This is a genomic window from Streptomyces sp. CRN 30 (assembly GCF_034105845.1).
In genome coordinates, this window is the sequence record NZ_JAVRHI010000402.1 from 32,185 (window position 1) to 46,379 (window position 14,195).

At 71.3% G+C, this 14,195-nt stretch carries 9 protein-coding genes; 4 read left to right on the forward strand and 5 right to left on the reverse strand.

Annotated elements, in window-relative coordinates:
- Positions 1-30: 30 nt before the first annotated feature.
- On the forward strand, positions 31-864 hold the full coding sequence (locus UW392_RS44595) for an aldo/keto reductase (protein ID WP_320781046.1): 834 nt from the start codon (positions 31-33) through the stop codon (positions 862-864).
- Between the two features lie 65 nt (positions 865-929).
- Here the strand turns inward: UW392_RS44595 and UW392_RS44600 are convergent, their stop codons facing one another.
- Positions 930-1,838, reverse strand: a complete 909-nt coding sequence (locus UW392_RS44600) for a class I SAM-dependent methyltransferase (protein WP_320781047.1) — start codon at positions 1,836-1,838, stop codon at positions 930-932.
- Between the two features lie 88 nt (positions 1,839-1,926).
- Positions 1,927-3,645 carry a glycoside hydrolase family 6 protein gene (locus UW392_RS44605; protein ID WP_320781048.1) on the reverse strand — a complete coding sequence of 573 codons (1,719 nt, stop codon included), beginning with the start codon at positions 3,643-3,645 and terminating at the stop codon, positions 1,927-1,929.
- A gap of 297 nt (positions 3,646-3,942) precedes the next feature.
- On the opposite strand from UW392_RS44605, the gene UW392_RS44610 reads away from it, so the two are divergent.
- Together UW392_RS44610 and UW392_RS44615 are read left to right on the forward strand one after the other, a co-directional pair.
- Positions 3,943-6,858, forward strand: a complete 2,916-nt coding sequence (locus UW392_RS44610; RefSeq protein ID WP_320781049.1) for a glycoside hydrolase family 48 protein — start codon at positions 3,943-3,945, stop codon at positions 6,856-6,858.
- A 199-nt stretch (positions 6,859-7,057) separates the two neighbouring features.
- A complete protein-coding gene (locus UW392_RS44615) occupies positions 7,058-9,712 on the forward strand; it encodes a cellulose binding domain-containing protein (RefSeq protein ID WP_320781050.1) in 2,655 nt (884 codons plus the stop codon).
- A gap of 57 nt (positions 9,713-9,769) precedes the next feature.
- Here UW392_RS44615 and UW392_RS44620 read toward each other — a convergent pair whose 3' ends face one another.
- Positions 9,770-10,684 carry a chlorophyllase gene (locus UW392_RS44620; RefSeq protein WP_320781051.1) on the reverse strand — a complete coding sequence of 305 codons (915 nt, stop codon included), beginning with the start codon at positions 10,682-10,684 and terminating at the stop codon, positions 9,770-9,772.
- Between the two features lie 122 nt (positions 10,685-10,806).
- On the opposite strand from UW392_RS44620, the gene UW392_RS44625 reads away from it, so the two are divergent.
- Positions 10,807-11,400, forward strand: coding sequence for a TetR/AcrR family transcriptional regulator (locus tag UW392_RS44625; protein WP_320781052.1), 594 nt, complete (start codon positions 10,807-10,809; stop codon positions 11,398-11,400).
- A 65-nt stretch (positions 11,401-11,465) separates the two neighbouring features.
- Here the strand turns inward: UW392_RS44625 and UW392_RS44630 are convergent, their stop codons facing one another.
- Together UW392_RS44630 and UW392_RS44635 are read right to left on the reverse strand one after the other, a co-directional pair.
- A complete protein-coding gene (locus UW392_RS44630; RefSeq protein WP_320781053.1) occupies positions 11,466-13,346 on the reverse strand; it encodes a rhamnogalacturonan lyase in 1,881 nt (626 codons plus the stop codon).
- A 94-nt stretch (positions 13,347-13,440) separates the two neighbouring features.
- Positions 13,441-14,190 (reverse strand): class I SAM-dependent methyltransferase, encoded by a 750-nt coding sequence (locus UW392_RS44635; protein WP_320781054.1) that lies wholly within the window; start codon positions 14,188-14,190, stop codon positions 13,441-13,443.
- Positions 14,191-14,195: the final 5 nt, after the last annotated feature.

Below are 14,195 nucleotides of genomic sequence, written 5' to 3' on the forward strand. Positions count from 1 at the left end.
ATCTGACCACAACCGAAGGATCAACAGCCCGTGAGCAGCCAGGTCCCCCCGATCATCCTGAACAACGGCGTCGAGATGCCCCAGCTGGGCTTCGGCGTCTGGCAGGTACCGGACGACGAGGCCGAGACCGCCGTCACGACGGCCCTCGAAGCCGGGTACCGCAGCATCGACACGGCCGCGATCTACGGCAACGAGAAGGGCACCGGCAAGGGCCTCGCCGCCTCCGGCCTCCCCCGTGAGGACCTCTTCGTCACCACCAAGCTCTGGAACAGCGAGCAGGGGTACGACTCCACCCTGCGCGCCTTCGACACGTCCCTGTCCAAGCTGGGCCTGGACTACGTCGACCTCTACCTGATCCACTGGCCGATGCCGGACCGGGGACGCTACGTCGACACCTACAAGGCGTTCGAGAAGCTCCTCGCCGACGGCCGGACGCGTGCCATCGGTGTCTCCAACTTCCTGCCGGAGCACCTGGAGCGGCTGATCGGCGAGACGTCGGTCATCCCCGCCGTCAACCAGATCGAGCTGCACCCGCACCTCCAGCAGCACGCCTCCCGCGAGTACCACGCCGAGCAGGGCATCGCCACGGAGGCGTGGTCGCCGCTCGGCTCCGGCAAGGGCCTCCTGGAGGTCCCCGCCATCGTCGCCATCGGCCAGAAGCACGACCGCAGCCCGGCCCAGATCGTCCTGCGCTGGCACCTGCAGACCGGCAACATCGTGATCCCGAAGTCCGTGACCCCGTCGCGGATCAAGGAGAACATCGACGTCTTCGACTTCAGCCTGGACGACGAGGACCTCGCGGCGATCAGCGCCCTCAACGAGGACCGCCGGGTGGGTGCGGACCCGGCGGACGTCAACGACTGACCGAGCGGACCCACGCGCGGCCCGGCCCCCTGCCACAGGGTGCCGGGCCGTCGCCGTGCACGGGGTCAGGAGACCCGTACGCCCGTGTGAACCGTGTGCGCCGCCAGCACGAACAGGTCCGGCCGGCGGTGGGCGCTGCCCTCGTCGCCGGGGTCGAGGAGCCGGTCGAGGGTGGCGCGGTCGTCGGCGTCGAGGAGGTCCTCGCCCATGGACCGCAGCCGCGTGATCATCGTGGTGACGAAGGCACGGGCCGGCTCGTCCAGCGGGGCGGGCAGATCCAGCAGGAAGCTGCGGCTGCCGGTGTGCTTCAGTCCGGCGGCGGTGAGCAGCGCGGGCCAGTCCTCGGCGACGGCGACGGAACCCGGCAGTTCCCGGCGCATCCGCGCGAAGACGTCCTCGTGTGCCGCGTCCAGCCGGGCCTGGAGTCCCGGGCGGCCGAAGCCGAGGTCGCGCGGCAGGTACCGGGCGGGCAGCCCGCCCTCCAGGAGGGCCAGGGTGCCGCCGGGCGCGAGGTGCCCGGCGAAGGCCGCGAGGGCGGCGCGCTGGTCGCCGAGGTGATGCAGGCTGCGGCTGGCCCAGACCAGGTCGGCCGGGTAGGGCAGGCCGCCGAGCGCGTCCGGCAGGTCGCCGGCCAGGGTCTCGAAGCGGTCGGCGTACCCGAGGCGCTCGGCGCGGGCGGCGGCCCGCTCCAGCAGCGGCGCGGCGCCGTCGGCCGCCACCAGCCGGGCGCCGGGGAAGGACTCGGCGAGCAGGCCGGAGACGACGCCGGGTCCGCTGCCCGCGTCGATGACCAGCCCCGGCGCGGGCGCCTCGCGGGCGGTCCAGGCCAGGGCCGAGCGGTACAGCGGCGCGTACAGCTCCGCCTCGGCCTCCAGCAGCGGCGCCATCCGCGCCCAGTCGTGGGCGTCGTGGTCGTGGTGGTGAGCACCGCCGTGCTCGTGGTGGTCGTGGTGGTCGTGGTGGTCGTGGCCCATGCCGGTCCGCCTCCCGTGTCGTGGTGCGGCCAGCGTGCGCCGACCCCGGCACGGGAGGCAAATCAACTTGCCGAAACAGCAAGCTCCGCTACGACAGCGGCGGGTAGGCGTTCTGCATCAGCTGCTGGAACTGGGCGGAGAACCAGTGTCCGGAGATCGGCGCGTTGGCCAGGGCGCCGGACATGTTGTTGTTGTTGCGCGGGTTGCCGGTGTACGTCGGGTCGCACATCCGGTCGAAGCCCTTGCCCTCGTCGTTGTCGATGGCGGTGCTGGAGCCGTCGGACTCACCCGGGGGCTTCATCCAGACGTAGGCGTCGATCCCGGTCGCGGGGCTGGCCTGCGGACGCTCACCGAGGCCGGCTCCGGACTGGTTGCACCAGTTGCCGAGGTGGATGCGGCGGTCGTAGCGCCCGCCGTCGACGTAGGTGTCGACGGTGGTCGTGGCGCCGGGTCCGGTGGGCCGGGCCGAGCCGCCCCAGCCGTTGCGGGAGGTGTCGATCAGCATGCCGAGGTTGCTGTCGAAGCCGATGGAGACCAGCTGGTTGCGCATGGCCTGGGCGTAGGACAGCTCGTCGGTGTACCGGTTCCAGTCGACCCACTTGGACTGGCGCACGGAGGTGCCGTTCACGCTGTCGTTGATCGTGAAGTTCTCCTCCTTCAGCGCGCTGTAGTTGGCGGTGTTGACGATGAAGCCGTGCACGTCGCTCACCGTGGCGCCCTCGGTGGTCGCGGCCTCCTTGAAGAGGTTGGCCGACGCGCCGAAGTTGTCGTCCCAGCCGAGCCAGCCGTGGTGGCCGGCGTCGATGTAGTTGTAGACGTTGGCGACGTCGCCCAGCTTGTTCAGGGCGTAGCCGACGCCCTTCTGGTAGTTGCCGTTGGCCTTCATCACGTCGCAGTTGGCGGTGGCGGTGGCGCGCGGCGTGGTGTTGGTGACCAGGTTGGGCAGCGAGTCGATCTCGACGGTGGTCACGATCCGCAGGCCGGCGTACTTGGAGTCGGCGAGGATCGCGGCGATCGGGTCGATGTACTGCGTCTTGTACTTGTCGATCTCCGTCGGGCCCAGCTCGCCGTTGGAGGCGAGGGCCGCGCAGTCACGTCCGGGCAGGTTGTAGATGACGAGCTGCACGACCAGCTCGCCGGAGCCCTTCTGCGTCAGCGCGGCGTCGAGGTGGTCGCGCAGGCCCATGCCGCCGTTCACGCCCTCGATGGCCGCGGTCCGGTCCAGCCACACGCCGGTCGGCTGGTTGGAGATGCGGCTGCCGCCCGTCTCGGCGGCGGCCTTCGCGGACCACTCGGGGTTCACGTACACCTTGGCGCCGTCGTAGGGGTTGTTCACCCGGGCGTTCGGGCCGGTCGGCTCCTCGGGGTCCGTCGGGTCGGTGGAACCGTCGTCGACGTTGCAGGTGACACCGTCGAGGGTGAAGGTGGCCGGGACCGCGTTGGTGCCGCTGTAGGTGCCCTGGAAGCCGAAGCTCGCCGAGCCGCCGGTCGACAGGGTGCCGTTGTACGACTCGTTGGCCGCGGTGACGGCCGTACCGCTCTGGCTGATCTTGGCGTTCCAGCCGCTGGTCACCTTCTGGTTGCCGGCGTAGGACCACTTGAGGGACCAGCTGGACTTGGCGGTGCTGTTGTTGGTGACGGTGACCGCGGCGGTGAAGCCGGAACCCCAGTCGTTCTGCACCTTGTAGTCCACGGTGCACGGGACGGCTGCCGCGCCGACGTCCGGGGGAACGGCGGCGTACGCCGCGCCGGAGGCACCGGCGACGAGCGCGAGGGCGGCCAGTAACGCAGTTCTGCTACGGCTCATGGGTGCGGATGTCCTCTTCATCGAGTGACCGAGCAGTCGAGTACCGAACGAGTACTGACTGCTGTGACGTGATGGACCCGCTCCCACTGGTGCCGACGAAGTTAGCGCCAAGTGACGGTAAAGAACAGGGGAGTCACCGACTTTCCCGCGACTCGGCCCGTCGAACTTTTTCGACTCTTCACACACCTTGACCGCACGCACCCCTCTCCTCAACATGGGAGCGCTCCCACTGGTTCAAGGCTTGTTGCTCCTCCCCTCTCCCGCTCTCCGCACGAGCCGCTAGGAGGAACCAGCACCATGCTCCGAGAACGAAGACGCCGTGCAGCGCGGCGGCTGTGGACCGCCGCGCTGGCGGCCCTCTCGCTCCCGCTCACCCTGGTGGGCACCGGCACGACCACCGCGCACGCGGCGGCGGTTCAGTGCAGCGTGGACTACAAGACGAACGACTGGGGTTCCGGTTTCACCGCCGAACTGACCCTCACCAACCGGGGCACCGACGCCATCGACGGCTGGACGCTGACGTACGGCTACTCGGGCAACCAGAAGCTCACCAACGGATGGAACGGAACCTGGTCGCAGTCCGGCTCGACGGTGACGGTGGCCAACGCCGCGTACAACGCTCGAATAGGCGCCGGCGCCGCCGTCACCACCGGCGCGCAGTTCACCTACAGCGGCACCAACACCGCGCCGACGTCGTTCGCGGTCAACGGCACCGCGTGCACCGGCGCGCACCAGCCGCCGATCACCGTGCTGACCAGCCCGACCGCGGGCGCGGTGTACTCCCAGGGCCAGGCGGTCCCGCTGGCGGCCACCGCCGCGGCGGCCGACAGCGCCACCGTCACCAAGGTGGAGTTCTACGACGACGCCACGCTGCTCGGCACCGACAGCAGCGCGCCGTACACGTACTCCGCCTCCGGCTTGACCGTGGGCAGTCATTCTCTGGTGGCGAAGGCGTACGACAGCCTGGGCGCGGCGGGCACCTCCACGCCGGTCGGCATCACCGTCGCCGCCGGACCCACCGTGGTCGCCACACCGGCCCAGCTCGGTGTCCAGCAGGGTGAGTCGGGGACGTACGAGGTGAAGCTGTCCACGCAGCCCACCGCGAACGTCACCGTCACCACCGCGCGGACGAGCGGCAACACGGGCCTGTCGGTGACCGGCGGCGCGTCGCTCACCTTCACCCCGTCGAACTGGTCCACCGCGCAGAAGGTGACCATCGGCGCCAACGCCTCCGGCACCGGCGCGGCGGTCTTCGAGTCGACGGCCCCGGGCCACGGCAAGGCGACGGTCACCGTCACCCAGCTGGAGGCCGCGACCGAGTACGACGCGCGGTTCCTGGAGCTGTACGGGAAGATCACCGACCCGGCGAACGGCTACTTCTCCCCCGAGGGCATCCCGTACCACTCGGTGGAGACGCTGATCGTCGAGGCGCCCGACCACGGCCACGAGACCACGTCGGAGGCGTACAGCTACCTGCTCTGGCTCCAGGCCATGTACGGCAAGGTGACGGGTGACTGGACCCGGTTCAACGGGGCCTGGGACATCATGGAGAAGTACATGATCCCCACCCACGCCGACCAGCCGACCAACGCCTCGTACAACGCGTCCAAGCCGGCCACCTACGCGCCCGAGTGGGACACGCCGCAGCAGTACCCGGCGGCGCTGGACAGCACGGTCTCCGTCGGTCCCGACCCGATCGCCGCCGAGCTGAAGTCGGCGTACGGCACGGACGACGTGTACGGCATGCACTGGCTCCAGGACGTGGACAACGTCTACGGCTACGGCAACTCGCCCGGCAAGTGCGAGGCGGGCCCGTCGGACACCGGGCCGTCGTACATCAACACCTTCCAGCGCGGCGCGCAGGAGTCGGTGTGGGAGACGGTGCCGCAGCCCACCTGCGACGCCTTCAAGTACGGCTCCACCAACGGCTATCTGGACCTGTTCACCGGTGACGCCTCCTACGCCAAGCAGTGGAAGTTCACCAACGCCCCGGACGCCGACGCGCGGGCCGTGCAGGCCGCGTACTGGGCGGACCTCTGGGCGGACGAGCAGGGCAAGGGCTCGGAGGTCTCCGGGACCGTCGCCAAGGCCGCCAAGATGGGCGACTACCTGCGCTACGCGATGTTCGACAAGTACTTCAAGAAGGTCGGCAACTGCGTGGGGGCGACGAGCTGCCCGGCGGGCACCGGCAAGGACGCCTCGCACTACCTGCTCTCCTGGTACTACGCGTGGGGCGGCGCCTACGACACCTCGGCGGGCTGGGCCTGGCGCATCGGCTCCAGCCACACCCACGGCGGCTACCAGAACCCCCTGGCCGCCTACGCGCTCAGCTCCTACGCCGACCTGAAGCCCAAGTCGGCGACGGGACAGGCGGACTGGGCCAAGTCACTGGACCGGCAGATCGAGTTCTACCGCTGGCTCCAGTCGGACGAGGGCGGCATCGCGGGCGGCGCGACCAACAGCTGGCAGGGCCGGTACGCGACCCCGCCGGCCGGTACGCCGACGTTCTACGGCATGTACTACGACGAGAAGCCGGTGTACCACGACCCGCCGTCCAACCAGTGGTTCGGCTTCCAGGCGTGGTCCATGGAGCGGGTCGCCGAGTACTACCAGCAGAGCGGTGACGCCGACGCCAAGGCGGTGCTCGACAAGTGGGTCGACTGGGCGCTGTCGGAGACGACGGTCAACCCGGACGGGTCGTTCCGCATCCCCTCGACGCTCCAGTGGTCGGGCGCGCCCGACACCTGGAACGCGTCCTCGCCGGGGGCGAACAGCTCGCTGCACGTGTCGGTCGCGGACTACACGAACGACGTGGGTGTGGCGGCGGCGTACGCCAAGACACTGACGTACTACGCCGACCGGTCCGGTGACACCGAGGCGGCCTCCACGGCCAAGGCGCTGCTCGACGGCATGTGGGAGAACAACCAGGACGCGCTGGGTATCGCGGTTCCGGAGACCCGGGCGGACTACAACCGCTTCGACGACAGTGTGTACGTCCCGAGCGGGTGGAGCGGCACGATGCCCAACGGGGACGCGATCAACGCGTCGTCCACGTTCGAGTCCATTCGGTCCTTCTACGAGGACGACCCGAACTGGTCGAAGGTCGAGAGCTATCTGGCGGGTGGGGCCGCGCCCACGTTCACGTATCACCGGTTCTGGGCCCAGGCGGACATCGCGCTTGCCATGGGCTCGTACGCGGAGTTGTTGGAGTAGCCCCCGCCCGGCGTCCCGCGAGGGTGCGGGGTCTGTCCGACCGCGGGTCCGTCGTGGCTGGTCGCGCAGTTCCCCGCGCCCCTTTCGGGGCGCCTGACGCTCCGCGTGTTGTCCCGTCACCGGACGACGGGACCGGCCGGGTGGCTCGTGTGCCACCCGGCCGTACGCGTCCCCCTCCCCTCCGGAAGGACGGTCCTCCGTGCACAGGACCCGCATACTCACCGCCGCGCTCGCGCTTGCGGCCGGGCTGTTGACCGGCGGGCCGCCCGCCGCGCTGGCCGCCGAGGCGCCGGAGCCGGACGTCTCCGTCGCCGCCGACACCTACACCTGGAAGAACGCCCGGATCGACGGCGGCGGCTTCGTCCCCGGCATCGTCTTCAACCGCACCGAGAAGGACCTGGCGTACGCCCGTACCGACATCGGCGGCGCCTACCGGTGGCAGCAGGCGACGAAGACCTGGACGCCGCTCCTGGACCACGTCGGCTGGGACGACTGGGGGCACACCGGTGTCGTCAGTGTCGCCTCCGACTCCGTCGACCCCGACCGGGTGTACGCGGCGGTCGGCACGTACACCAACTCCTGGGACCCGGGCAACGGTGCCGTGCTGCGCTCCGGTGACCGGGGCGCGACCTGGCAGAAGACCGACCTGCCGTTCAAGCTGGGCGGGAACATGCCGGGGCGCGGCATGGGCGAGCGGCTCGCCGTCGACCCGCACGACAACCGGGTGCTGTACCTGGGCGCGCCCAGCGGCAAGGGGCTGTGGCGGTCGGCCGACGCGGGGGTCACCTGGTCGCAGGTGACGGCCTTCCCCAACCCCGGGAACTACGCGCAGGACCCGAGCGACACCAGCGGCTACGGCTCCGACAACCAGGGCATCACCTGGGTCACCTTCGACGAGTCGACGGGGAGCGGCACCTCGGCGACGAAGACGATCTACGTCGGGGTCGCCGACAAGGAGAACGCCGTGTACCGGTCGACGGACGCGGGCGCGAGCTGGCAGCGGATCGCCGGGCAGCCGACCGGGTACCTGGCGCACAAGGGCGTGCTGGACGCCGAGAACGGCTACCTGTACCTGGCCTACAGTGACACGGGCGGGCCGTACGACGGCGGCAAGGGGCGGCTGTACCGGTACGCGACGGCGACCGGCACCTGGACCGACATCAGCCCGGTGGCGGAGGCCGACACCTACTACGGGTTCAGCGGGCTCACCGTCGACCGGCTCCATCCGGGCACGGTGATGGCGACGGCCTACAGCTCCTGGTGGCCGGACACGCAGATCTTCCGGACCACGGACAGCGGCTCCACCTGGACGCAGGCGTGGAGTTACACGTCGTACCCGAACCGCGAGAACCGCTACACCATGGACGTCTCCTCCTCGCCCTGGCTGACCTGGGGCGCCAATCCCACCCCGCCCGAGCAGACACCGAAGCTGGGGTGGATGACGGAGGCGCTGGAGATCGACCCGTTCGACAGCGACCGGATGATGTACGGGACGGGCGCGACGGTCTACGGCACCGAGAACCTCACGAACTGGGACGCCGGGAGCAAGTTCGCCATCGAGCCGATGGTGCGGGGTCTTGAGGAGACGGCCGTCAACGACCTCGCCTCTCCCCCGTCGGGCGCGCCGCTGCTCAGCGCGCTCGGTGACATCGGCGGCTTCCGGCACACGGACCTGACGAAGGTCCCGTCGATGATGTTCACCTCGCCGAACTTCACGTCGAGCACGAGTCTGGACTACGCGGAGACCAGCCCGAACACGGTCGTCCGGGTCGGCAACCTGGACTCCGGTCCGCACATCGCCTTCTCCACCGACAACGGCGCCAACTGGTTCGGCGGCACCGACCCCTCGGGGGTGAGCGGCGGCGGCACGGTCGCGGCGGGCGCCGACGGCAGCCGGTTCGTGTGGAGCCCGGCCGGCACGGGGGTGCAGTACACGACCGGTTTCGGCACCTCCTGGCAGGCGTCGAGCGGCATCCCGGCGGGCGCGGTCGTGGAGTCCGACCGGGTCGACGCGAAGACCTTTTACGGGTTCAAGTCCGGGAAGTTCTACGTCAGTACGGACGGCGGCGCGACGTTCACGGCGTCGGCGGCGACCGGGCTGCCGAGCGGGGACAGCGTGCGGTTCAAGGCGCTGCCCGGCACGGAGGGCGATGTGTGGCTGGCCGGCGGCGCGAGCGACGGGGCGTACGGGCTGTGGCACTCCACGGACGGCGGCGCGAGCTTCACCAGGCTGTCGAACGTCGAGCAGGCCGACACGGTCGGGTTCGGCAAGGCGGCGCCCGGTGCCTCGTACCAGACCCTCTACACCGGCGCGAAGATCGGCGGGGTGCGGGGCGTCTTCCGCTCCACCGACCAGGGCGCGAGCTGGACACGGGTCAACGACGACGCCCACCAGTGGGGGTGGACCGGTGCGGCGATCACCGGTGACCCGCGGGTGTACGGGCGGGTGTACGTCGCGACCAACGGGCGGGGTGTGGTGTACGGGGACACGGCCGGCGGCTCCACCGATCCCGGCACCGAGCCGGAGCCCTCGGGGGCGTGCTCGGTGACGTACACGGTCACCAACCAGTGGTCGGGCGGCTTCCAGGCGGACGTGAAGGTGACCAACACGGGGACGGCCGCCTGGAACGGCTGGTCGCTGGGGTGGACCTTCCCGAACGGGCAGAAGGTGACCCAGATGTGGAACGCCGAGCACACGGCGTCGGGGTCCTCCGTCACCGCGAAGAACGTCGGCTGGAACGGGAACGTGGCGGCCGGTTCCTCGGTGGCCTTCGGCTTCACCGGTGAGTGGTCGGGGACCAACGGGAAACCGGCGTCCTTCTCGTTGGGCGGTGAGAGCTGCGCGGTCGGCTGAGCCGCGCGCGGGAACGGGCGGGGCGTGCTCTCCGGCGGGAGCACGCCCCGCTTCGCGTCACTTGCTCCGCACCTCGCCCAGCGGGTGCGGGCCGGCCTGCGGTGCGGCACGCTCCGTGGGCCAGGCGGCGGCGTCGGCGCCGAGGGCGGTGCGCAGCCAGGCCGTGGTCAGCCGCCGGAGCAGGGCGACCCGCTCCGGGCTCTCGTCGGTGGTCTCGGTGGACTCGTGCCCGGTGATGCCGCCGAGGGAGTGCTCCGCGCCGAACAGGGTCAGCAGGGCCTTGTCCCCCGGGCTGTGGGTGAAGCCGTCGGTGAACCAGTCGGGTCCGCGCACGGAGAGCGGGGAGTCGTCCTTGTCGCCCGCGACCAGCAGGGCCGGGGTGGTCATGGTGGCGAAGGAGGGGCTCATGAAGGGGAAGTTCTCGGCGGCGAAGGGGCTGAGGTCGGCGCCGCCGAGGCCGGTCAGGGCCAGCAGCACGCCGGCGGTGACCCGCGGGTCGGAGAGGTCCTCGCCCGGGGTGCCGTCGGCCCCGAGGACCCGGGCGCCGAGGAGCATGCTCGCCGTCTGGGCTCCCCAGGAGTGTCCGGCGACGGCGATCCGGCCGTGGTCGACGCGGCCGGCGAGACCGGGGACGGCCGCCGTCAGGGCGTCGAGTCCGTCGAGGGAGCGCTTCAGGTCCTCGACGCGGACGCGCCATATCCCCGGGGTGCGGGGGTCGTCGGCGGGCAGGCCGAGGCGGCGGGAGTCGAGGTGGGTGGGCTGGACGACGACGAAGCCCTGGGCGGCCCAGTGGTCGGCGAGCGGGGCGTAGCCGTCCATGGACTGGCCGTAGCCGTGCGAGAAGAGCACGACGGGCAGGTCGTGGCCGGTGACGGGGGCGGAGACGCGGAGCTGGAGGTCGTCGCCGCGGCCGGGGGCCGGCAGCACGACCGGCCGCACGGAGACGATCGGGGCGGAGGGGGAAGCGGGCATGGGTGTGCCTTTCGAAGGCCGGTCTGGCATGATGAGAACGACAAGCGGAACCTTGTTCCGTTAACGATACGGAACAGTGTTCCGTTTATGCAACCCGGGCGACCCCGTGCGGAGGGACGGACGTGAAGGACGGCGACGAGGGAGACGTGCGGGGCACGGCCCGGCCCAGGCGGGCGGACGCCCGGCGCAATCAGGAGGCCCTGCTGGACGCGGCCGCCGCGGTGTTCGTCAGGTCGGGCGTGAACGCGCCGGTGCGGGACGTCGCCGCCGAGGCCGGGGTCGGCACGGGCACGATCTACCGGCACTTCCCGACCCGGGCGGACCTGATCGTCGCCGTGTACCGGCACCAGATCGAGGCGTGCGCGCAGGCGGGCCCCGAACTCCTGCGGAGCGCCCCCTCCCCGCACGCGGCACTGGGCCGGTGGATCGACCTGTTCGTCGACTTCCTGGTCACCAAGCACGGGCTCGCCGCGGTGCTCAACTCCGACGACCCGGGGTTCCAGGCGCTGCACGCCTCCTTCATCGAGCGGCTCGCGCCCGTGTGCGGCCACCTCCTGGACGCGGCGGCGGAGGCGGGCGAGATCCGGCCCGGCCTGCCGCCGGTCGAGCTGATGCGGGGGGTCGGGAACCTGTGCATCGGCGCGGAGAACGGCGGCACCTACGACGCGCGCCGCCTGGTCGGCCTGCTCGTCGCGGGACTGCGGCAGGCCCCCTGACCGCTCCCGCCGCGGCCCGCGCGCACCGGCGGACCGCGGCGGGGTTCAGCCCTGTGCGGCGGCTCCTACGGCGTGTACACCGACGGGCGCGGGGCCGTCGCCATGCCGCTGCCGAGGTAGAAGCTCGGGTGCGGGGGCTGGTTGTAGGCGGTGTTCTGCCAGGCCAGGCCCGTGCGGTACATCGTGTCGTGGAGCAGGGTGGTGATCTTCGTGGTGGTCTCGGTGGGGGTCGAGTAGATACGCAGGGCCGTGTTGGAGCTCGTACGCCAGATGACCTCCTCGCGCCAGTCACCGAGGATGTCGCCGGAGAGGACCGGGGTCGCCTTGGTGCCGTTGTTGGAGGCCACGCCGGAACCGGTGAGCAGGCGGGTGTCGGAGGACGTGCCGTACTTGTCGATGTGGGTGCCGTCGAGGAGTTCCCGGGTGGTGTCGCCGTCCCACCAGGACAGGAAGTTCACCGAGGACGGCTCGCGGCCCTTGGTGGCGCCGGCCTCGTCGCGTATGTAGGTGTCGGAGGCCGACCACACCTCCGCGCCGTCGTTGCCCGCGTACACGTCGCCGGCCACACCGCGCCCGTTGTCGCAGCAGGCGTCGAGCTTCCAGCGGACCGAGCCGTTGGACGGGTTGATGTACAGCTCCGCGGGCTGCGAGGTCGACTCGGAGACCTTGAAGTACTCCAGGCCCGAGGTGGACGGGTCGAGGTCGCCCAGGTGCTGGGCGTCGCCGTGGCCCGTCTTCGTGGTCCACAGGCCGTTGCCGTTGTCGTCCACGGCCATCGCGCCGTACACGATCTCGTCCTTGCCGTCGTTGTCGACGTCCCCGACGGAGAGGCTGTGCGAGCCCTGCCCGTCGTACCCCTTGCCGGTGTTGGTGGAGGAGCTGGTGTCGAAGGTCCAGCGGCGGGTGAACGCCCCGCCCCGCCAGTCCCAGGCCGCGATCACGCTGCGGGTGTAGTAGCCCCGGGCCATGATCAATGAGGGGCGGGCACCGTCCAGGTACGCCGTGCCGGCCAGGAAGCGGTCCACGCGGTTGCCGTAGGAGTCGCCCCACGAGGAGACGGTGCCGCGCGCGGGGACGTAGTCGACGCTCCCCATCGCCTTGCCGGTCTGGCCGTTGAACATCGTCAGGTACTCGGGGCCGGACAGCACGTAGCCGGAGGAGTTGCGGTAGTCGGCCGAGGAGCTGCCGATCACCGCGCCGGTGCCGTCCACCGTGGCGTCGGCGGTCTTCATCGCCACCTCGGCCTTGCCGTCACCGTCGTAGTCGTACACCTGGAACTGGGTGTAGTGCGCGCCGGAGCGGATGTTGCGGCCGAGGTCGACCCGCCACAGCCGGGTGCCGTCGAGCTTGATGCCGTCGACGATCGTGTTGCCGGTGTACCCGGACTGGGAGTTGTCCTTGGCGTTGGTGGGCTGCCACTTCAGGACGATGTCCAGGGCGCCGTCCCCGTCGAGGTCGCCGACCGAGGCGTCGTTGGCCTCGTAGGTGTAGGCGACCCCGTCGGGCGTGGTGCCGCCGGACGGCGGGGAGATGGGGACGTCCTTGTAGCCGGCGCGGAACTGGATCGCGTTGACCGAGTCGGCCTGTTCCACACCGCCCACGATCGCGCGGACCGTGTAGTCGGCCTGCTCGGGTGCGCCGGAGTGGAAGTAGTTGGTCGAGCCGGTGACCGGGCTGGAGTTGACCTTCGTACCGGCCCGGTAGACGTTGAAGGACACGTCGTTCGGGTCGGTGCCGAGCCAGCGCCAGCTGACCAGGTTGCCGGCGGAGGTGTGGACGCTGACGACGCCCCGGTCCAGTTTCTCGACCTGCCGGGCGGTGGCGGCCTCGGCGGTGTCGGCGGTGAGCGTGGTCAGCCCGGCGCCGGCCAGGACGGTGACCGCGGCGAGGGCGGGAACGAGGACCCGGCGTCTGCCGCGTCCGTGCGGGTGCTGCGGGTGTGCCATGGGGTGGGCCTCCTGAGAGGGCGGGGGGATTCCCCTCTCAGTCGCCGCCGGGGGCGCGGGAGTTGCCGCCCCGCGCGCATCGGCCCGCCCGGGATCAGCGTCCCTCCGGGCGGCGGAACGCCCGGAGGGTGAAGACCGGGTCCGGGCGCGGCCGGTCCTGGTCCGGCAGGGCCGCGAGCCGGGCGGCGAAACCGTCGGCGAGCGGATCGCCCGGCGGCAGCGTCATGAACCAGCCGCGCCGCAGGTCCGCGATGGTGCGGCGGGGACTGCGGCCCTGGCCCCGGCCGGTGAAACGGGCCCGTCCCGCCGGGAGCAGCCCGTGTGCGCGGGCGCACTCCTCCACCGCCGCCTCGGCGTCCCGGACGACGCTCCGCGGACGGGCGGCGAGCACCGCGTCGATGTCGCTGCCGACGTTGTGCGAGGCGCCCTTGTCGACGGTGGTGACGTACACCCCGCCGGGCCGCAGCACCCGCGCGCACTCCCCCACGATGGTCCCCACGTCGGTGTCGGTCGCCGCCAGGTGCAGCAGCCACACGCTGCTCACCGCGTCGAACCGCCCCGCCGCGAACGGCAGCCGGCGGCTGTCCGCGCGCACCACCGCGCCGGGCAGCCGGGCCGCGGCCTGCCGGGCCATGGCGGGGGCCAGGTCCACGCCGACGACCCGCAGTCCGGTGCGGGCGGCCGCGAGCCGCCGGGTGACGATCCCGGTACCGCACGCGGCGTCGAGCAGGCTGCGCGCGTCCGCCGGGACCAGTGCGATGACCGCCTCGGCGGCGGCCTGTGCGCGGGGTTCGCCACCGCGCGACGCGTCGTACCGTTCCGCTTCCTCGTCGTAGTCCAGCACGAAGG